Annotated in this window: 19 protein-coding genes and 1 pseudogene; 12 read left to right on the forward strand and 8 right to left on the reverse strand. The window is 61.7% G+C overall.

What is annotated here, in order from left to right; translation table 11 throughout:
• Positions 1-6: 6 nt before the first annotated feature.
• Positions 7-1,044, reverse strand: coding sequence for a molybdenum cofactor-independent xanthine hydroxylase subunit HpxD (gene hpxD / locus ACESQ2_RS05165; RefSeq protein ID WP_014228754.1), 1,038 nt, complete (start codon positions 1,042-1,044; stop codon positions 7-9).
• Between the two features lie 125 nt (positions 1,045-1,169).
• Between hpxD and hpxR the strand changes: the two genes are divergently transcribed.
• Positions 1,170-2,102 carry a LysR family hpxDE operon transcriptional regulator HpxR gene (gene hpxR, locus ACESQ2_RS05170; RefSeq protein WP_046877435.1) on the forward strand — a complete coding sequence of 311 codons (933 nt, stop codon included), beginning with the start codon at positions 1,170-1,172 and terminating at the stop codon, positions 2,100-2,102.
• Positions 2,103-2,367: 265 nt separating this feature from the next.
• Here hpxR and hpxO read toward each other — a convergent pair whose 3' ends face one another.
• Complete coding sequence (hpxO, locus tag ACESQ2_RS05175; RefSeq protein ID WP_014228756.1) at positions 2,368-3,522, reverse strand: FAD-dependent urate hydroxylase HpxO; 1,155 nt, start codon at positions 3,520-3,522, stop codon at positions 2,368-2,370.
• Between the two features lie 346 nt (positions 3,523-3,868).
• On the opposite strand from hpxO, the gene ACESQ2_RS05180 reads away from it, so the two are divergent.
• From ACESQ2_RS05180 to uraH, 3 genes are read left to right on the forward strand one after another with little or no spacing between them, the layout of a single operon-like run.
• The gene (locus ACESQ2_RS05180) at positions 3,869-5,251 is read left to right on the forward strand and encodes a nucleobase:cation symporter-2 family protein (protein WP_049071245.1); all 1,383 of its coding nucleotides are present in this window, start codon (positions 3,869-3,871) and stop codon (positions 5,249-5,251) included.
• A complete protein-coding gene (gene uraD, locus ACESQ2_RS05185; protein WP_345911646.1) occupies positions 5,229-5,729 on the forward strand; it encodes a 2-oxo-4-hydroxy-4-carboxy-5-ureidoimidazoline decarboxylase in 501 nt (166 codons plus the stop codon). The genes ACESQ2_RS05180 and uraD overlap by 23 nt, the downstream gene beginning before the upstream one ends.
• Positions 5,726-6,052, forward strand: a complete 327-nt coding sequence (uraH, locus tag ACESQ2_RS05190; RefSeq protein WP_025106221.1) for a hydroxyisourate hydrolase — start codon at positions 5,726-5,728, stop codon at positions 6,050-6,052. The genes uraD and uraH overlap by 4 nt, the downstream gene beginning before the upstream one ends.
• A 107-nt stretch (positions 6,053-6,159) precedes the next feature.
• On the opposite strand, the gene guaD is transcribed toward uraH, so the two are convergent.
• Both guaD and ACESQ2_RS05200 read right to left on the reverse strand, forming a co-directional pair.
• Complete coding sequence (gene guaD, locus ACESQ2_RS05195; RefSeq protein WP_345911672.1) at positions 6,160-7,476, reverse strand: guanine deaminase; 1,317 nt, start codon at positions 7,474-7,476, stop codon at positions 6,160-6,162.
• A gap of 109 nt (positions 7,477-7,585) precedes the next feature.
• The gene (locus tag ACESQ2_RS05200; protein WP_014228761.1) at positions 7,586-9,073 is read right to left on the reverse strand and encodes an NCS1 family nucleobase:cation symporter-1; all 1,488 of its coding nucleotides are present in this window, start codon (positions 9,071-9,073) and stop codon (positions 7,586-7,588) included.
• Between the two features lie 144 nt (positions 9,074-9,217).
• Here ACESQ2_RS05200 and ACESQ2_RS05205 point away from each other — a divergent pair, with 144 nt between their 5' ends.
• The 3 genes and pseudogenes from ACESQ2_RS05205 to puuE all read left to right on the forward strand — a co-directional run bounded on the left by ACESQ2_RS05205 (position 9,218) and on the right by puuE (position 11,626).
• Positions 9,218-9,934, forward strand: coding sequence for a GntR family transcriptional regulator (locus ACESQ2_RS05205; RefSeq protein ID WP_046877431.1), 717 nt, complete (start codon positions 9,218-9,220; stop codon positions 9,932-9,934).
• Positions 9,934-10,806, forward strand: a pseudogene (locus ACESQ2_RS05210) (aspartate/glutamate racemase family protein); the annotation flags it as partial. The gene ACESQ2_RS05205 and the pseudogene ACESQ2_RS05210, both read left to right, overlap by 1 nt.
• Positions 10,694-11,626: an allantoinase PuuE gene (puuE, locus tag ACESQ2_RS05215; RefSeq protein ID WP_046877430.1), complete on the forward strand. Its 933-nt coding sequence runs from the start codon at positions 10,694-10,696 to the stop codon at positions 11,624-11,626. The pseudogene ACESQ2_RS05210 and the gene puuE, both read left to right, overlap by 113 nt.
• A 120-nt stretch (positions 11,627-11,746) precedes the next feature.
• On the opposite strand, the gene hpxZ is transcribed toward puuE, so the two are convergent.
• Genes hpxZ through hpxW form a run of 4 tightly spaced genes read right to left on the reverse strand, consistent with a single transcriptional unit; the run spans position 11,747 to position 15,305 of the window.
• Positions 11,747-12,133: an oxalurate catabolism protein HpxZ gene (gene hpxZ, locus ACESQ2_RS05220; protein WP_009653539.1), complete on the reverse strand. Its 387-nt coding sequence runs from the start codon at positions 12,131-12,133 to the stop codon at positions 11,747-11,749.
• On the reverse strand, positions 12,130-13,527 hold the full coding sequence (locus tag ACESQ2_RS05225) for an AtzE family amidohydrolase (protein ID WP_014228766.1): 1,398 nt from the start codon (positions 13,525-13,527) through the stop codon (positions 12,130-12,132). Before ACESQ2_RS05225 ends, hpxZ begins: the two co-directional genes overlap by 4 nt.
• On the reverse strand, positions 13,524-13,712 hold the full coding sequence (gene hpxX / locus ACESQ2_RS05230; RefSeq protein ID WP_004131209.1) for an oxalurate catabolism protein HpxX: 189 nt from the start codon (positions 13,710-13,712) through the stop codon (positions 13,524-13,526). The genes ACESQ2_RS05225 and hpxX overlap by 4 nt, the downstream gene beginning before the upstream one ends.
• A 9-nt stretch (positions 13,713-13,721) precedes the next feature.
• Positions 13,722-15,305, reverse strand: a complete 1,584-nt coding sequence (gene hpxW / locus ACESQ2_RS05235; protein ID WP_373170203.1) for an oxamate amidohydrolase — start codon at positions 15,303-15,305, stop codon at positions 13,722-13,724.
• 168 nt (positions 15,306-15,473) lie between these two features.
• On the opposite strand from hpxW, the gene hpxU reads away from it, so the two are divergent.
• The 5 genes from hpxU (at position 15,474) to ACESQ2_RS05260 (ending at position 19,365) form a co-directional block, all read left to right on the forward strand.
• Positions 15,474-16,313, forward strand: coding sequence for a MurR/RpiR family transcriptional regulator HpxU (gene hpxU / locus ACESQ2_RS05240; protein WP_049071236.1), 840 nt, complete (start codon positions 15,474-15,476; stop codon positions 16,311-16,313).
• Between the two features lie 214 nt (positions 16,314-16,527).
• Positions 16,528-17,313 carry a transporter substrate-binding domain-containing protein gene (locus ACESQ2_RS05245; protein WP_046877427.1) on the forward strand — a complete coding sequence of 262 codons (786 nt, stop codon included), beginning with the start codon at positions 16,528-16,530 and terminating at the stop codon, positions 17,311-17,313.
• A gap of 9 nt (positions 17,314-17,322) precedes the next feature.
• Positions 17,323-17,988, forward strand: coding sequence for an amino acid ABC transporter permease (locus ACESQ2_RS05250; RefSeq protein WP_014228770.1), 666 nt, complete (start codon positions 17,323-17,325; stop codon positions 17,986-17,988).
• Complete coding sequence (locus ACESQ2_RS05255) at positions 17,988-18,644, forward strand: amino acid ABC transporter permease (protein ID WP_014228771.1); 657 nt, start codon at positions 17,988-17,990, stop codon at positions 18,642-18,644. Before ACESQ2_RS05250 ends, ACESQ2_RS05255 begins: the two co-directional genes overlap by 1 nt.
• Positions 18,625-19,365: an amino acid ABC transporter ATP-binding protein gene (locus ACESQ2_RS05260; RefSeq protein ID WP_014228772.1), complete on the forward strand. Its 741-nt coding sequence runs from the start codon at positions 18,625-18,627 to the stop codon at positions 19,363-19,365. The genes ACESQ2_RS05255 and ACESQ2_RS05260 overlap by 20 nt, the downstream gene beginning before the upstream one ends.
• Positions 19,366-19,372: the final 7 nt, after the last annotated feature.

Raw genomic sequence — 19,372 nt, forward strand, 5'->3', positions numbered from 1 at the left:
CTCCACTTAAACGAGGAAAAAGTCGCCGAAGCCCATTTTTTTCAGTCCGCGGCGATAGGCGATGGAGCTGCGATCGGCGGGGATATGCGCTTCGAGCGTTAAATCCAGCGGCAGTCTCTCCGGGCGCTGGGTCTCCACCATCAGGCGATCTTCCTCAAAGACGCGCAGGTTAAAGGCGTGAACATCCTCTACCGGTACGTGCAGATCGAAATTACGCGCGATGGGCGCGAACATCCGGGTTATCCGCGAGGAAACCGGCGAGGCGGCGTTCATAATCACCAGCCTGGCCTCACCGGGAAAATGAATCGTCAGGGTGGCGGTAAACGGCAGATGCATCTCGAAATGGCGCAGCCACTGGAAGCCCTCCGGCGCGCGAAACTCGGAGCTGGCGGGATAGTTACCGACCGAACTCCAGTAATCGGCGATAAAACCAAACGACGTCTCCTGCGGGTTATAGTTCGGCACCACCTGGTTATCCGGGTCGGCGAAAGTATCGGTATGGATCCAGGCGAAATGGGCGACATCCAGAAAGCCCTCGACCTGGCGCCCCGCAAAGCCGTTGACCTCAAAGGCCGGGCAGTTGATTTGCTGAAAGCCGTCGTCGTGCCAGTGCGGCATCACCGGCAGCGGCATCGGGTTCTCCGGGTCGAAGGCCAGGCAGGTCCAGATCAGGCCATAGCGCTCCTCAACCGCAAAGCTGGTGAGGTTGAGCTTCGCCGGTACCGGCTGGTCGGGACTGGACGGGATACGGTTACAGCGGCCATCTTCGCCGAAGCGCAGGCCGTGGTACGGGCAGACGATGCCTTCTTCATCGTGAAAGCCGAGCGTCAGCGGCACGCCGCGGTGGGGACAGACGTCGCGAGCGACCACCACCTGGCCCTTAATACGATAGATCACCAGCTGCTCATCAAGCAGGGTGGCTTTTACCGGCGCGGGGCCGATATCGCAGGCGCGGGCGACCGGGTGCCAGCATTTCGCCAGGCGCAGCCAGTCCTCAGGCTCAAAGGTGCAATGGGCGGGTGGGGTGGGTTGTGGTCTGTTCATGGCTTCTCTTCCTGCTCACAAAAACATTTGTTTAATTGTTGTGAGTTTATTGTTGTCATATTAGGGTGTTGACATCAATCAGCAAGAATTCACCCAGCCGTTGCAAAAAAGAGAACAGGTCACCGATGAGCCCATTTTCACGTTTCGCCCTCTATTTTGCCGAAGTCGCCCGCAGCGGTAGCCTGCGGCGGGCGGCAGAAAAGCTGCATATTTCCGCCTCGGCCATCAACCGGCAAATCTTGCAGGCGGAAGAGGCCTTCGGCACGCCGCTGTTCGAACGCCTGCCGGAAGGGCTGCGCATGACCACCGCCGGAGAGCTGCTGTACGACAATCTGCTGCGCTGGCAAAAGGAGTTTCATCTGACGCGGCAAAAGTTTGATGAGCTGCAGGGGCTGAAGCGCGGCACCGTTAGCCTTGGCATGGTGCAGGCGCTGGCGGAAGGGAGCTTTGCCGCCGCGCTGGCGGAGATTATCGGTAGCTGGCAGTGGCTCGAGCTGAATTTGCAGGTCGCGGATAGCCATACCGTCAGCCAGAAGGTGCGGCAGGCGGATCTTGATTTCGGCCTGATTCTGGATCCTGAAGGCCAGGCCGGACTGAGCGTACTGGCCTTTGCTGAACTGGAGATGGGCGCGGTGATGCGTCCGGATCACCCCCAGGCGCAGGCTGCGATGCTGTCGCCAGGCGAGCTTAGCGAGGAGCGGCATATTGTTCCCGGCGCGCCGCTGATCGTCCACGATCGGGTCGCGATGCTCTATCGCCATTATGATTTTTTCCCGGCGAACAGTATCAGCTGCAACGATATCCGGCTGATTAAATCGCTGGTGCTTAAAGGCGGCGGCGTGACCATTCTCAGCCGTCTGGACGTGCTGGAAGAGGTGAAGCTCGGGCAGCTGGCGTTTGTCCCGCTGCGCAACAAGCTGCTGCGCCCGCTCACCCTGGCCCTGTGCACCGCGCCATCGCGCCAGCTCTCCCGCCCGGCGCAGATGGCGATCCAGAAGCTGACCGCCGTGATGGAGGAGATGCAGGCCGGGACAGCGGCTTCCCCCCCGTCTGCGTAATATGCCCGGCCTGAAATACTCTGCGGCCTGCTTCCCCGGTGGCGCTGCGCTGACTGGGCTACGGGTTCCTCTGCGTCTGCGATCCGGTAGCCCGGACAGGCGCGCAGCGCCGCCTCCGGGACGGTGTCGGGGTGATGCATCGGCGTGGCTTCTTCCCGGCTCGCGCTGCGCTTAGCCGGGCTACGAGTTCCCTCGCGTCTGCGATCCGGTAGCCCGGCTAAGGCGTTTACGCCGCGAGCCGGGAAGGGGGCTGATGCCAGCATCTTTACCCCAGCGGGCCGCCCTGAATGGTTTCGCACAGACCGTTGATAATCCGCTCCCCGGTTTCGGATTTCAGCTCCTGATACCAGGCTTCCGTCAGCGCCATATCTTTGCCATGGGTCACATCGCAGCGCTTACGCGCCTTCAGCACCAGGTCGCGGACCCGGTCGCAGCGCTGCGCTTCGTACTGGCGCAATACCTCGGTGATATCCCGGCTCTGGCGGAACAGATCCCCCAGCACCACCGCATCCTCCAGCGCCGCGCAGCCGCCCTGGCCGATATCCGGCGTGGTGCTGTGCCCGGCATCGCCCAGCAGCGCCACCTTGCCGCGAACCAGCCGTTCAAACGGCTCGATATCATGGATTTCAATGCGGTTAGTGGTCTGCGGGTCGAGGGCGGCGATCAGCTTCTGCACCTGCGGCGACCAGCCGCTGAAGTAGCGGCTGAGATCCGCGCGCAGGGTGCTGCGATCCTCGGCCAGCCCCGCCGGGAGCGGAACATCAAAGAAAAAGTAAAACCGTCCATCGGAGACCGGCATCAGCGACACCCTTTTCCCCTCGCCGACGAAGGTGGTCCACTGGTTGCCCGGCGCAATCGCCTCATCAATTTCCACCAGACCGTTCCAGTTAACGTAGCCCGCGTAGCGGCGCTCAGGGGTATAGCCGAGCACGTACGGGCGCAGCGCCGAATGGCTACCGTCGGCGGCAATCAGAAAATCGCCTTCAGCCATCGACCCGTCGGTAAACCAGACGCGAACCCCGTCGGCGTTTTCTTCGCAGCGGGTGACGCGTTTACCAAACTGCACGGCGTCGCGTCCCCAGAAGTCGAGCATCTCGCGCTGCAGCTCGGCGCGGGAAACCGGACAGGGACGGCCGCCGGTGCGCGCCACCAGCGGCGCGAGGCTGAACTGCGTCAGAGTCTCCCCGCGCAGATAATCCTTGTAAGCCAGAAAATACATGGGGCCGCCGTAACTCTCGATAATATCCCCCATGCCTAAATGCTTCATGCACTTAACGCCGTTAGGCCAGATGGAGATGGCCGCGCCCACCGGCTTGATTTCTTTCACCGCTTCAAAGACTTCGCAGTGGATACCGGCATTTTTTAATGCCACCGCCGCGCTCAGGCCGCCGATTCCCCCGCCGATAACTAATGCTTTCATTTGCTTCTCCTTTACATACGTCGTTATTGGCTTGAGCAATTTGCGTACCACTTTGGCGCAGGCGCTGATTTCGCCGATTCGGGCTCCCCGCGACCGTGCGGTTGCACAACGCTGGTGCGCAGAGCGGGTTTTATTGCCTTTTTATGAATCAATAATTTCTAAATTTGTAATTGAGAATCTAATGTTTCATTGTCGCGCCGAGGTCAGACGTAAGAGGTCTGGCAAAAATGATGGGTTATCTGCTTGAAAAAACGGAATAAAATTAAATGTTGCGCAAATGTGAGCGAGTTTGGCCTGTTTTGTGCACCCGTTCCCGCACGCTTATTCGCAACGGGATGAAACGACCATGTCAGATGAAAAAAACGGCGGCTTACTGTACGGCCTTGAGCAGCGGATCCCGCCGCTCCCGGCTTTTTTTAGCGCCTTACAGCACGTACTCGCCGGGCTGGTAGGCATTATTACGCCGCCGCTGATTATCGGCGCGGCGCTGGGGCTGGGGGAGTGGCTGCCCTATTTGATCAGCATGTCCCTGCTGGCTTCCGGCATCGGGACCTTCCTGCAATCCAACCGCCTGTGGGGGATCGGCGCGGGCATGATCTGTATGCAGGGGACCAGCTTTGCGTTCCTCGGCGTCGCCATTGCCGGCGGTATGTGGGTAAAAGGGCAGGGCGGCACGCCGCAGGATATTATGGCCATGCTGTTTGGCGTCAACGTTGTTGCCGCGCTGGTGCCCTGTCTCGTCAGCCGCTTTATTGAACCGCTGAAGCGCATTTTTACTCCGGTGATTACCGGCAGCGTGATTGCGTTGATCGGCATTAGCCTGATTAAAGTCAGCGTCATTAACTGGTGCGGCGGCGAGCAGGCTAAAGCGTTTGCCAGCATGAGCAATATCGCCCTCGGCGCGGGCACGTTGGGGACCATCGTCCTGCTGAGCTGTGCGAAAAACCGCTGGCTGCGTCTCTCTTCGGTGGTGGTGGGGATTGCCGTCGGCTGCGCGGCGGCGGCGCTGAGCGGATCGTTCCAGCTTAAAGGCGTCGGCGATGTCTGGTTCCGCTTACCGCAGCTGTTCCCGTTTGGTTTTCAGTTTAACAGCGCGATTTTTCTGCCGATTGCGCTGGTGTCGCTGGTCTGCATTCTTGAGGCGGTAGGCGATCTGACGGCCAATTGCCTGATCTCTCAGCAGTCGATAGATGACGAGGACTTTCGTTCGCGGCTGAAAGGCGGCATTCTTGCCGATGGCATAAGCTGCATGGTGGCGGCGATGCTGTGCGCGTTCCCCAATACCACCTTTGCGCAAAACAACGGCGTGATTCAGATGACCGGCGTCGCCAGCCGCTACGTTGGCCGCTACATCGGGGTGATTTTGATTCTGCTGGGCCTGTTTCCGCCGTTCGGCGAGATCCTGCGCCAGATTCCGGCGCCGGTGCTGGGCGGCGCGACGATGGTGATGTTTGGCTGCGTTGTGGCCGCGGGGATCCGCATTATCACCCAGAAACCGCTAACCCGTCGCGATATGCTGATCGTTGGCCTGGCCTTCGGTTTTGGTCTCGGCATTGAAGCGGTTCCGGCGTTTCTGACCCACTTCCCGCCGATCGTGGGTAACCTGTTCGGTTCCGCGGCGACCAGCGGCGGGCTGGTGGCGATTGTCCTGAATCTGATTATTCCGGAAGAGAAACCGGCCGCGGCGGCGGCCACAAGGAGCACCGATGATCGCGCTGAATCACTTTAATCAGCTGAGCGGCGAACATGCCGTCGCCGTGCTGGAACCCTGCGTGGCCATCTCCGGCTGGGCGGCGGCGCTGGCCGCCGGCCGGCCCTGGCGCAGCCGCGCTGATTTACTCAGCGCCGCCCGGCGGCTGATGGCGGCGTGGGGCGAAGCGGAGCTGACCGAGGCGCTAAGCGCCCATCCGCGTATCGGCGAAAAGCCCGCCGGGTCTCAGGCGCACGCGGCGCTCTCGCGTCAGGAACAGGGAAGCGTTGATGACCGCGATGCTGCGCTGGCGCAGGCGCTGAAAGAGGGCAACGCCCGCTACGAAGCGCGATTTGGCCGGGTCTTTTTGATTCGCGCGAAAGGGCGCTGCGGGGATGAAATCCTGGCGGCGCTGTCGCGTCGCCTGCAAAACAGCGAGCGCGCAGAAGTCGAGGACGCGTTAGCGCAGCTGCGCGAAATCACCCTATTAAGACTGGAAGGAGCGATTGGCGAATGAGTACCTTAAGCACCCATATTCTGGATATTTCCACCGGCCGACCGGCGCAGGGCGTAAAAATTGCGCTGGAGCGCGAAGGCGCGCTGGTTGCCCGCGGCGTCACCGATGATAACGGTCGCATTGGCGAACTCGGCGCCGGGACGCTGGCACCGGGGCGTTACCGGTTGTGCGCGGAAATCGGCGAGTGGTTTGCCGCCAGCGGGCGCGAGACGCTCTACCTGAGCGCGCAGATTGATTTCGTCATCCGCGAAGCGGCTGGCGAGCACTATCATTTACCGTTTTTAATTGCCCCCGGCGGCTGGTCTACCTATCGCGGCAGCTAAATTTCCCCGGAGGCGGCGCTGCGCTCCTGTCCGGGCTACGAGTTCGGCGTTGTCTGTGGTCTGGTAGCCCGGACAGGCACAACGTGCCGCCCCCGGGAAAGGGACTACTACGCAGCCGCATCCCCCCACACGCGCTCGCCGTTTACCCACGTCTCGCTGATATTACGTTCATCGCCCAGGGTCATCAGCACGAACAGCTGTTCATAGATATCTTTGCAGCGCCCGCTGCGTAACCTTTGCAGCGGCGTGACCGCCGGGTCGATAACCACGAAATCGGCCTCTTTGCCGGGCTGGAAATTGCCAATCTTCTCGTCAAGGCGCAGCGCGCGCGCGCCGCCAAGGGTCGCATGGTAGAAGGCTTCGCTGGCGCGCAGGCGATAGCTTTGCAGCTGGCTGACCTTATACGCCTCGCCGAGGGTGCGCAGCATACTGAAGGTGGTGCCCGCGCCAACATCGCTACCGATGCCCATGCGCACTTTGTTCTGCCAGCAGGTCGGTAAACGAAACAGCCCGCTGCCGAGAAACAGGTTTGACGTCGGGCAGAAGGCCAGCGCTGAACCGGTCTCGTGCAGGCACTGCCACTCGGCGTCCGCCAGGTGAATGCCGTGGGCAAACACGCTACGCTCGCCGGTCAGCCGATAGTGATGGTAGACGTCAAGATAGTGCTCATGCTCCGGCCACAGGCTTTTTACCCACGCCACCTCGTTGAGGTTTTCGCTCAGATGGGTATGCAGCCAGGTATCGGGAAACTCTTCCCGCAGCTGCCGTACCGCGGCCAGCAGCTCCGGCGTTGAGGTCGGCGCGAAGCGCGGCGTAATGGCATAGCCGAGGCGGCCGCGCCGGTGCCAGCGTTCAATCAGTTCGCGGGTTTGCCGGTAGCTCTGCTCCGCGCTTTCGCTAAGGTAGTCCGGCGCGTGGCGATCCATCATCACTTTGCCGGCGAGCAGGCGCATATTCAGGCGCAGCGCTTCGTTAAACAGGGCATCCACCGATTGCGGATGCAGCGTACAAAAAACCAGCGCGGTGGTGGTGCCGTGGCTCAGCAGCTGGTTGACAAAAAACTGCGCGATCTCCGCGGCGTAGTCGGCATCGGCAAACTGGCTCTCCACCGGAAAGGTATAAGTGGTGAGCCACTCCAGCAGCTGCTCGCCAAATGCGCCGATCATCTCGGTTTGCGGATAGTGGACGTGGGCATCGACAAACCCCGGCAGCAGTAGCTTACCGCGCAGGTCGCGATAGCCCTTCTGCGGGTGTAGAAAGCGTTCGCCCTCCTGCCACGGCAGCAGCGCCTGAATGCGTCCGTCGCGAAGAAACAGCACGCCATCCTCGAGATAGCGCGCCTGGCGGGCGATATCGTCGGCGCTCTCGGCAACCCCGGCGATATCGAAAAATGCGCCGCGAACCGCGGCATGGTAGTCAAACATCATAGCTGCCCTGTGGGTTAGCGAAAGGATAGGTTGATTGAGCAAGATTAATGCCAGTTTGCGCAGGCGGAGAGCCGCCGCGACGTGACGCCGCGGCGGGAAGGCCGGGTTACTCTTTCTGGGCGAGGGCGCTGAAACCGGCGGTGGCGCCGACGCGCTCGTCGCGGGCGATCCAGCGGTAGGCCGCGCCGCTCAGGAAGACGCCGATAAACCAGCTAAAGTTAGCCACTTCGTGCAGGGCCGGAATAAAGCTGATGACCAGACCAATCGCGACGGAGGGCACCAGGGCGGCGATCGCTTTCGGGTTAAAGCCGTTGCGGTACCAGTACTGGCCTTTTGGCGTGTCGTCGAACAGGTCGTTAACGGAAACCTTGCCGCGCTTAATGATGTAAAAGTCCACGATCAGGATACCGAACAGCGGGCCGATAAACGCCCCCAGCACGTCGAGGGTGTAGTGGATCAGCTCCGGCGAGTTAAACAGGTTCCACGGCGTCAGCAAAATCGATCCCACGGCGGCAATCATCCCGCCGGTGCGGAAGCTGATTTTCTGCGGCGAGCAGTTAGAGAAATCGAACGCCGGGGAGACAAAGTTGGCCACGATATTAATCCCGATGGTGGCGGTGATCATGGTCAGCAGGCCAATGGCGACCGCCAGGTCGTTACCCACGCGGCTCACGGTCTCAATCGGGTCGGTGATCATGCGGCCAAACAGCGACTGCGTGCCGGAGACAATCACCACGGTCACGATGGAGAACAGCAGGAAGTTAAACGGCAGGCCCCAGCGGTTGCCGCGGCGGATCTCGCCCATGCTTTTGCCGTAGCGCGAGAAATCGCCAAAGTTGAGCAGCGGGCCGGAGAAGTAGGAGACCACCAGCGCGGTGGCGGTGATCATCTGCCAGGTCTGCTCCCCGGCGCTCAGCGATTTGCTGGCGAGGGTAAAGGAGATCCCGTCAAAACCGGTCTTGTATACAATCCATCCCGCCAGCGCCAGCATTACCACGTAGACCGCCGGGCCGGCGATATCGATAAAGCGCTTGATGGCGTTCATCCCGTGCCAGAACACCATCGCCTGCAGCAGCCACATGGTGGCGAAGCAGAGCCAGCCCAGATGCGACAGGCCAAGGAAGCTGGAAGCGGTGAGCGTCGACAGCGAGGGCCAGAACTTCAGCAGCACCAGCATCAGCGCGTTGGCGGCGAGATAGGTCTGAATGCCGTACCACGCGAAGGCGATAAGCCCGCGGATCACCGCCGGAATATTGGCCCCAAAGACGCCAAACGCCTGACGACAAATGACCGCGTAGGGCACCCCCGCCATCTGGCTGGGCTTCGCCACCAGGTTAGCGCACAGCTGAACGATGCAAATCCCCACCAGCAGGCACAGCAGCACCTGCCAGCTCGCAAGACCAAGGGTAAAGAAGCTCGCCGCCACCACGTAGCCTCCCATGCTGTGCACGTCCGACATCCAGAAAGAAAAGATGTTGTACCAGCTCCAGTTCTGGTCGCGGGTTGGCGCCAGATCCTCATTGCAAAGCCGTGGGCTGTATCCAGCGTGGGGATCAGCGGCCTTAACCTGATGCGTATTTTGTTGATTTGGCATGAAACCTGCTCCTGTAAATGAACACCCGTTTAAATGGATTGCCGAGGCTGTTGCAGGAATCAGGCCAAAACAGTTAATTTTGTATGCAAGAATTAAATTTTATGTATACGATCCGATATCAAAAAGTAAAAACCGGAGTGGTGAATGAGCAACCAACATCGTCTGCAGGTCGCGCCAGATCAGCAGGATAAAGACGAATCCATCTATCAGGCGCTGATGACCGCTATCGTCGAGCATCAGCTGCCGCCGGGGAGCAAACTGCCGGAGGAGGCGCTGGCGGAGGTGTTTGGCGTAAGCCGCACCGGGATCAGAAAAGTGCTGCAACGACTCGCGACTGTGCAAATGGTCGCCCTGACGCCCAAACGTGGTGCACAGGTCGCCAGCCCAACGGTCGAAGAGGCGCAGGCGATCTTCCGTACCCGCGCGCTGCTGGAGGTGGCCAACCTGCCGGATGTGCTGACCCGCTGCCAGCCGCCGCATCTGGCGGCGCTGGAGGCCATTATCCGTCAGGAGCAGCAGGCGCATGAACGCTATGACGGCCCGGCGGCGATCCGCTATTCGGCCGAGTTTCATATTCAGCTGCAGGCGATCTCCGGCAATCAGGTGCTCACCGAGATGGTGACCCGCCTGAGCCAGCGTTCATCCTTGGTTATCGCGGCGTGGGGATCGCCGTGGCGTCAGGGCTGCCGCTGCGACGATCACGAACAGCTTGTCCAGCTGCTGCGCGACAAGGCGCTCCAGCCCCTGAGCGACGCCTTAAGCCACCATTTTGAACATATTGTCGCCAGCCTCTGTTTTGAGCGCTCTGGCGTGACCCTGCCCGATTTTGCCCGGCTGTTTGCCGGCTATAAGGAGCCGTAATGGCCGCTGTTTGTATACAAGTCATCAACCCCAACACCAGCCTGGCTATGACGGAAACCATCGGTGCCGCCGCGCGGGCGGCTGCCGCGCCGGGAACCGAGATTCTGGCGGTCTGCCCCCGCGAGGGCGTGCCGTCGATAGAGGGCCACTTTGATGAAGCCATCGCCGCCGTGGGCGTGCTGGAGCAGATCAAAGCCGGTCGTCAACAGGGGGTAGACGGGCACGTGATAGCCTGTTTTGGCGACCCCGGGCTGCTGGCGGCGCGCGAGCTGGCGCAGGGGCCGGTGGTGGGGATTGCCGAAGCGGCGATGCATATGGCGACGCTGGTGGCCACCCGTTTTTCCATCGTGACCACGCTGCCGCGCACCCTGATCATCGCCCGTCATCTGCTGCACCAGTATGGTTTTCATGACCACTGCGCCGCCCTGCACGCCATTGATTTACCGGTGCTGGCGCTGGAGGACGGCAGCGGTCTGGCGCAGGAGAAAGTACGAGCGCGCTGTATCCAGGCGCTAAAAGAGGACGGCTGCGGGGCTATCGTGCTGGGCTGCGGCGGGATGGCGACGCTGGCCCAGGAGCTGACCCGCGAGCTGCGCGTGCCGGTGATCGATGGCGTCAGCGCGGCGGTCAAAATGGTTGAGTCGCTGGTGGCGTTAGGCCTGTCGACCAGCAAGCAGGGCGATTTAGGGTTTCCGGAAGCCAAGGCGTTGAGCGGCAAATTTCAGGCATTAAATCCCTTTTAATATGAAGAGGTAGCAGATGGCATTTTTGGCAGACGATTACCCGCGCGACCTGCGCGGCTACGGCGGACAGCCGCCGCACGCGCGGTGGCCGAACAACGCGCGCATCGCCGTGCAGTTTGTGCTGAACTACGAAGAGGGCTCGGAAAACCACGTGCTGCACGGCGATGCCGGTTCTGAGCAGTTTCTGTCCGATATTATCGGCGCCGCCAGCTACCCTGACCGGCATATGTCGATGGATTCGCTGTATGAGTACGGCAGCCGCGCCGGTTTCTGGCGCATCCATAATGAGTTCAGCCAGCGGGGACTGCCGCTGACCGTGTTTGGCGTCGCCATGGCGCTGGCGCGTCATCCCGAGGTGGTCGAGGCGATTAAGTCGGCTAACTATGACGTGGTCAGCCACGGCTGGCGCTGGATCCACTACCAGAATATGCCTATCGAGCAGGAGCGGGAGCATCTTCATAAAGCCGTGCAGGTGTTAACCGATCTATTTGGCAAACCGCCCACCGGCTGGTATACCGGGCGCGATAGCCCCCATACCCGCCAGTTGGTGGTGGAGCACGGCGGTTTTGATTACGACAGCGACTATTATGGCGACGATCTGCCGTTCTGGAGCGAGGTGGCCTGCGGCGACGGGACGCGTAAGCCGCACCTGATCGTACCTTATACCCTCGACGCCAACGACATGCGCTTTGCCACCGCCCAGGGGTTCAATACCGCCGAGCAGTTTTACACCTATTTGAAAGACAGCTTCGATGTGCTGTACGCCGAGGGGGTCAGCGCGCCGAAGATGATGTCCATCGGGATGCACTGCCGCCTGCTGGGGCGCCCGGGCCGCTTCCGCGCGCTGCAGCGTTTCCTTGATTATGTGCAGCAGCACGACCAGGTTTGGGTCTGCACTCGTCAGCAGATTGCCGACCACTGGCGCGACGTTCATCCGTTCCGGGGGTAAAGGCGTTCCCCGGGTCGCGCCGCAAGCGGCTTACCCGGGCTACCGGATCGCAGACGTTTGCGGACCCGTAGCCCGGGTAAGCGCAGCGCAACCCGGGGAATACCGGGAAAGGCGCGGGGCTTAACTCATCAAACTCACCTGGGCGGCGACGATGCGCCAGCCGCAGGGGAAGCGCACCCAGGTTTGCTGCTGTCGGCCAATGCGTTCGCTGCCTTCGCGGGTGAATTCGGTGCTGCACACCGCGTAATCCTCGCCGAAGGTGGTGATGGTGGTGTGCCGCAGCGCGCGCTGCAGGCCGGCGGCCGGGCGGGCGGCGCGAAAGGCGCGAATTTCGTCGATACCGTAGAGATTTTCCCCGGCCCCCAGCCGCACCGTGCGCTTATCGTGCCAGAACAGCTCATCCAGCACCGCGATATCGTTGCTCACCAGCGCTTCCTCATAGCGGTAAAACGCCGCCGTCACCTCGGCGAGAACCAACGGGCGATTAATCTGCTCTTGCGTCATCATGCTGCTATCTCCACCGGGCGGGCGTCGGTAATGCCCATCTCTTCCAGCGCCCGCGCCGCGCGCAGACAGGCTTGTTCATTAAAAGGCGCGGCAATCAGCTGCAGGCCAATCGGCTGACCGTTCGCCGTACGCAGCGGCACGGTGACCACCGGCAGGCCAAGGAAGGAGATGGGCTGGGTCAGCATCCCCATGCTGGCGCGAATCGGCAGCGGCTGGCCGTTAATCTCCATGGTCTGCGCGCCGATGAGCGTCGCGCTGCACGGCGTGGCCGGGGCGATCAGCACATCCGCATGGGCGAACAGGGCTTTAAACGCCTGCTGCGCGTGGCGGCGGAAGCGCTGGGCCTGAAGATACCATGCCGACGGGATCATCGCGCCCGCCAGCAGGCGCTCGCGGGAGTTCGGCTCAAAACGTTCGGGCTGGCTACGCAGCGCGGGCAGGTACTGATTTCCGCCCTCGGCGGCGCTGATAATAAACGCCGCCGAGCGGGCCAGCTCCGCCTCCGGGAAAATCACAGCCTCATGCGCCGCCAGCGCCCCGGCGACGCGAGCGACGGCCGCACGGGCGTCGTTATCGCACCATGTCGTAAAATAACCGCCGAGGGTGGCGCAGCGCAGGCCTTCGAGACCGCGCGACAGCAGATTCGCCGTGCGCTCGCTGGCCTTGTCGGCCTGAAAACCATCGCCCGGATCGCGACCCTGCAGCGCATCGTAGACCGCCGAAAGGTCGCTGACGCAGCGGGCAAACGGACCGATATGGTCGAGGCTGGCGACGAAAGGATGGCTGCCGGAGCGCGATAAACGGCCAAAGGTCGGCTTGAGGCCGAAGATCCCGCACAGTGAGGCCGGGACGCGAATGGAGCCGTTGGTATCGCTGCCCAGCGAGAAATTCACCAGCCCGGCGGCCACCGCCGCCGCCGACCCGCCCGAGGAGCCGCCTGCGATCCGCGAAAGATCGTGCGGGTTACGCGTCGCCCCGTAGTGGCTGTTCTCGGTGGTAAAACCGTAGGCGTAGGCATCCATATTCAGCATCCCGGAGAGCAGCGCGCCCGCGCTATGCAGCTGGCGCACCGCCCAGCTGTCGGCGGCGGCGGCGGGGCGATCGCTCAGCAGCTGTGCCCCGGCAAGGGTGGTATGGCCGGCGACATCGAACAGATTTTTCACCGCGTAGGGAACGCCTGCCAGCGCGGGCAGGGGCTTTTTTTCCCGCCGCAGGGTATCGATATTCTCCGCCTCAGCGAGCATGCGCTTTTCGCTGACGTGGGTCCAGGCGTTGATCTGCGGGTTAACGCGGGCGATGTTCTCCAGGGTGTGGCGGGCGATCTCTTTGGCGCTGAGCTCGCCGGCGGCCAGCGCGCGCTGGATTTCGTGAATCGTCATTTCAGGTAGCTTCATGCTTTATAGACTCCGGCGATTTCGACGCGATCGTCGAGGGGAAAGGCCAGCAGCGGCCCGGCCATGGCGGCGATGCGGCTAAACTGCACCCTGAGCTCTGCGCGCCGCGCATCGTCCAGCTCCAGCGCCAGCAGCTGTTCCATTTGTGTGAGGTAAGCGTCCCATTCGTTGTGCGGTGTGTTCATCATCAGCTCCTAATAGCCGGCGGCGGAGCCGTTGCTGCGCGGATCGCTGGCCCCCTCAAACAGGCCGTTGGGATGGCGAACAATCGCCCCGGCGTGGCCCATGGCTTCGCTAAAATCGGCCAGCACGTCAACGTCGTGCCCCAGCTGACGCAGGCGGGCAACGCTTTCGGCGCTGAAGCGGCCCTCCAGCTTGAGCGAGTCGGAAGTCTGCCCCCAGGTGCGTCCCAGCAGCCAGCGCGGCCGGGTGATGCTCTCCTGTAGCGGCACGTTTTGCATGACGTAGCGGGTGAAAATAGCGGCCTGAGTTTGCGGCTGGCCGTCGCCGCCCATGGAGCCGTACACCATCACCCGGCCATCGTTCAGCCTTGCGGCGGCGGGGTTGAGGGTGTGAAACGGCTGCTTGCCGGGCGCCAGCGCCAGCAGGTGGCGCGGGTCGAGGCTGAACGATGCCCCGCGGTTCTGCCAGACAATGCCGCTTTCCGGCAGCACCACGCCGCTGCCGAACTCGTGGTACAGGCTTTGGATAAAGGAAACCGCCAGCCCGCTTTGATCGATAACCCCCATCCACACGGTGTCGCCCGGGCCTTTGCCCGCGCCCCACGGGGCCGCCCGCTGGTCGTCGATATTATCGGCCAGCGGCTGCAGCGCCGCCGGCGTCAGCAGGCTCTGGATATCGACATCAAGGTGGCGGGGATCGGTGATATGCGCGTCGCGCAGGCCGAAGGCCAGCTTGGTCGCCTCCACAATTCGGTGGACGGTCATCGCATCGTCGGCATCGGCCATCGCCAGCCTGTCGGTGATGCCGAGGATCGCCAGCGAAACCAGCCCCTGGGTCGGCGGCGCGAGGTTCCACAGTTCGCCGTGCCGGTGCGCCAGCCTGAGCGGCTGGGGGCGGCGAGCGCGATGCTGCTGCAGGTCGCTCAGGGTGACGGGCAGCCCGTACTTTTCCATACCGCGGGCCAGTTGCTCCGCTAGCGGCCCGCGATAGAAGCTGTCTAAACCGTCTTCGGTTAATCGGCGCAGGGTGTTCGCCAGCGCCGGCTGCAAAAAGCGGCTCCCGGCCTTTGGCGGCTGGCCGTCCACCAGAAAGGTTTCGGCGAAGCCGGGCTGGCCGCGCAGTTCGCTGAGTTTATCGGCGGTCGCGCTGGCCTGCGAGGCGGTCACCGGGATACCGCCGGCGGCGTAGCCGATGGCATCCTCCAGCAGACGCGTCAGCGGCAGCGATTTCCCGGTTAACTCCCGCGAAACCTTAAGCGCTTCGTCCCAGCCGCTGACGGTGCCCGCCACGGTCAGGGCCGCCTGCGGTCCGCGGTGGGGGATCTGCGCGAGGCCGGCATAGGCCTGCGGCGTCGCCAGCGACCCCGCCGCGCCGCTGGCGTCAATGGCAATGGGATCGCCCTCGGGGGGCACGATAAGCCAGAAGCCATCGCCGCCGAGGCCGTTCATATGCGGGTAAACCACGGCGATGGTCGCAGCGGCGGCGACCATCGCTTCTATGGCGCTTCCGCCTTCGCGCAGAACCGCCAGCGCGCTCTGGCTGGCCAGATGATGGGGCGCAACCGCCATCCCGCGGGCGGCAACATGACTTTGCATGGGGTGTCCTCAATTAAGCGAAATGTCCGCAGAGGGTTGCAAAAGCTGTTCCATGTCTGAACGTAAAGTTTCAATTGCTGCTGGCGATGGGCGCTTTTTGTCGAACTGGCATGCATTATGAAAGACGTTAACGGTATAGTGCGGTGAAACGAAAGTTACAGAGGTCTTATGCAACAGCTTGATGAACGACTGAAAGCGCAGTACCCGTCATTATCGCCCCAGGAGCAGCGGGTGGCGGATTTTATTTTCGATCATTTTGATGACCTGATTAGCTACAACAGCGCCGAGCTGGCGCAGCTGAGCGGCGTATCGAAAGCCACGGTCAGCCGTCTGTTCAAGCGCCTGGGCTATGAAAAATATAAAGATATGCGCGATGAGCTGCGCACCCTGCGCCAGAGCGGAATGCCGCTGACCGATAATCGCGATGCGGTGCAGGGCAACACGCTGCTGGCGCGCCACTATAAACAGGAGATGGCCAACCTGACCCAGTGGGTTAACGCCCTTGATGTCCAGCAGTTCGCCGAGGCGATTCAGGCGCTGGTGAGCGCCCGGCGTATCGTGATTATCGGCATGCGCAATGCTTATCCGGCGGCGCTGCATCTGCGCCAGCAGCTCCTGCAGGCGCGCGGGCAGGTGCTGGTGCTGCCGCAGCCGGGACAAAGCTTAAGCGAAGAGCTGGTGGATTTAACCGCCGACGATCTGGTGGTGGTGATGGCGTTCCGCCGCCGCCCGCGAATTATTCGCCCGCTGCTGCAGCAGCTGCAGAGCAGCGGCATTCCGGCGCTGCTGATGTGCGAACCGCAGGCCCACGGTCTGTTTCCGCTGGCGCGCTGGCGGCTCTGCGCGCCGCTGGATAGCGTATCGGCCTACGACAGCTACGCCTCGGTCAATAGCCTGATCAATCTGCTGTCGAACGCCTTGCTGCACGAAATTCTCGATAAAGGCCGCCCGCGCATTCACGACATCGCCACCCTTTATCAGCAGCTGGACGAGCTGGAACAACGCTAATGGGGCGCCAGCGTGGTGCTTTGCATGGTTTTGGTGCGATAAAATAATGGGGGAACGCGCGGTCGTTCCCTCTTAATTCCTCAATTTCCCTTGTTTTACGTTCGCTTAGCCAAACGGCGGGCTAACCCGATACGCGGCGCTCTATCTGGCACATTAGTTGCAAAAGTGACCTTAAAGAATCTTTTGTTTCATGCTAACGTAACGGGTAAACATCATGAAGAAACTGTTGATCGCACTGGCCGGGGCCGCTTGTCTGTTAACCAACCTCCCGGCGGCGAAAGCTGACCAGCTCCAGGATATTGAAAAGCGCGGCACGATCCGCATTGCGGTGCCGCAGGATTTCCCGCCGTTTGGCTCGGTGGGTACCGATCTTCAGCCGCAGGGCTACGACATCGATATGGCGCGCTATCTCGCCAAAGAGATGAAGCTCAAGCTGCAGCTGGTGCCGGTGACCAGCGCCAACCGCGTGCCTTATCTGCAAACCGATAAGGTGGACCTGGTGATTTCCAGCCTCGGTAAAAACGCCGAGCGCGAGAAGGTGATCGACTTTAGCCGCGCCTATGCGCCGTTCTTCCTCGGCGTATTTGGCCCGAAAGGCGCGGAGCTGAAAGACCCGGCGGCGCTGAGCGGTAAAAGCGTGGGCGTGACCCGCGGCGCGGTGGAAGATATGGTGCTGACCAGCGTGGCGCCGAAAGAGGCGCAGATTAAGCGCTACGAAGATAACAATACCACGCTGTCGGCCTATTTATCTGGCCAGGTGCAGTATGTGGCCACCGGCAACCTGGTGGTGGCGGCCATCTCCCGGCAGAACGCTGACAAGGCCCCGGTGCCGAGCTTTATGCTGAAGGATTCGCCGTGCTTTATCGGCCTGAAAAAGAATCAACCGGCCCTGAAGGCGAAAGTGGATGCGCTGATTGAGCAGGGCGTAAAAGACGGCACCCTGAACGGTTTGTCTGAGAAGTGGCTGAAAGCGCCGCTGCCTGCCAGCCTCGGCTCGTAAGGTCCGGGCATGACGGAGCAACTTCATTTTTCTGCGCTCTGGCCGCACTGGCCGGAGCTGCTGGCGGGGCTGTGGGTGACCATTCAGCTGACGGTGCTGGCGACGATAGGTGGCCTGACGATTGGCATCTTCGGCGCCGCCATCCGCAGCGGGCGTCCCACGTGGTTCAGCCGGATTTGGGGCGGGTATGTCGAACTGATTCGCAACACGCCGTTTGTGGTACAGCTGTTTTTTATCGTCTTCGGCTTACCGAATCTGGGGCTGAAGATGACGGCGGGCGAGGCCGCGCTGCTGGCGATGGTGGTCAATCTTGGGGCCTACAGTACCGAGATCGTACGCGCCGGGATTCAGGTGACGCCGAAAGGTCAGTGGGAAGCGGGGCGCGTACTGGGGCTGACCCGGACGCAGACCTTTATTCAGGTCATTCTGCCGCCCGCGCTGCAGCGCATTTATCCGGCGCTGGTGAGCCAGTGCATCATCGTCATGCTCGGTTCGTCGGTGGTGTCGCAGGTCTCTTATGAAGAGCTGACCTTTGCCGCTAACCTGATTCAGTCGCGCACCTTCCTCAGTTTTGAGGTCTATCTGGTGACGACGGGGATTTATTTAGCGCTGTCGATAACGATGCGTCAGCTGCTGATGGCGGCGGGACGTAAATGGCTGGGGGTGCAGGCATGATGACCACCTTTACCGATTGGGACATTGTCCGCAATCTGCTGCTGGCCGGGCGCTGGACGGTGCTGCTGTCGCTGGTGGCGTTCCTCGGCGGCGCGCTGGTCACGCTGCCGCTCCTGCTGCTGCGCATGACCGGCGGGCGTCAGGTAAAACGCCTGATCCGCGGCTATGTCGAACTGTTTCAGGGGACGCCGCTGCTGATGCAGCTGTTTCTCGCCTTTTTCGGCGTGGCGCTGTTCGGCATCGACGTTTCGGCGTGGACCGCGGCGTCGCTGGCGCTGACGCTGTATACCAGCGCCTTTTTGCTCGATATCTGGTTTGGCAGCATCCGCGCCCTGCCAAAAGGGCAGTGGGAAGCCTCGCGCTGTCTGGGGCTGAGCTTTGGCCAGACGCTGTATCGGGTCGTCGCCCCGCAGGCGCTGCGGATCGCCATCGCCCCGACGGTGGGGTTTGCCGTGCAGGTGATCAAGGGTACCGCGCTGGCGTCGATTATCGGCTTCGTCGAGCTGACCAAAGCGGGAACGATGCTGACCAACGTGACGTATCAGCCGTTTAAAGTCTTTGCGCTGGTGGCGCTGGGCTATTTCATTCTGTGTTACCCGCTGTCCCGCTACAGCCGTCATCTGGAGAACAAATTCAATGCCTCTCATCACCATTAATCAGATGCAGAAGTACTACGGCGATAACCACGTGCTCAAGGGCGTCGATCTGGATATCGATATGGGCGAAGTGATCTCGATTATCGGCCGCAGCGGGTCGGGCAAAAGCACGCTGCTGCGCTGCATCAACGGCCTGGAAGGCTATCAGGAAGGCAGCATTAAGCTCGGCGGGATGACCATTACCGACCGCGACTCGCAGGCGCGGGAGATCAGCCGCTCTATCGGCATGGTGTTCCAGAGCTTTAACCTGTTTCCGCATATGACGGCGCTGGAAAACGTGATGCTGGCGCCGCGTCGGGTGCTGAAGAAGAGCGCCGCCGAGTGCCGTGAACTGGCCCAGCGGATGCTGGAAAAGGTCGGATTGGGCGACCGGCTCGATTACTACCCGTCGAGTCTCTCCGGCGGCCAGCAGCAGCGCGTGGCGATTGCCCGCGCGCTGGCGATGTCGCCAAAAGTTTTACTCTGTGACGAGATCACCTCGGCGCTGGATCCGGAGCTGGTTGGTGAAGTGCTTAAGGTGCTGGAGCAGCTGGCGGCGGAGGGCATGACGCTGATTCTCGTGACCCATGAAATGAATTTTGCCCGCGAAGTGGGCGACCGCGTGGTGTTTATGCATCAGGGACGCGTCTGGGAGCAGGGCGACAGCAAAACGCTGTTCGCCAACCCGCAGACCAGCGAACTGAAGCAGTTTATTTCCTCCGTGCGCGGCCTCAATCAATAAGGACTTA

It is taken from the genome of Klebsiella sp. Q11, from assembly GCF_964241505.1.
GTDB classification, from domain to species: Bacteria; Pseudomonadota; Gammaproteobacteria; order Enterobacterales; family Enterobacteriaceae; genus Klebsiella; species Klebsiella michiganensis.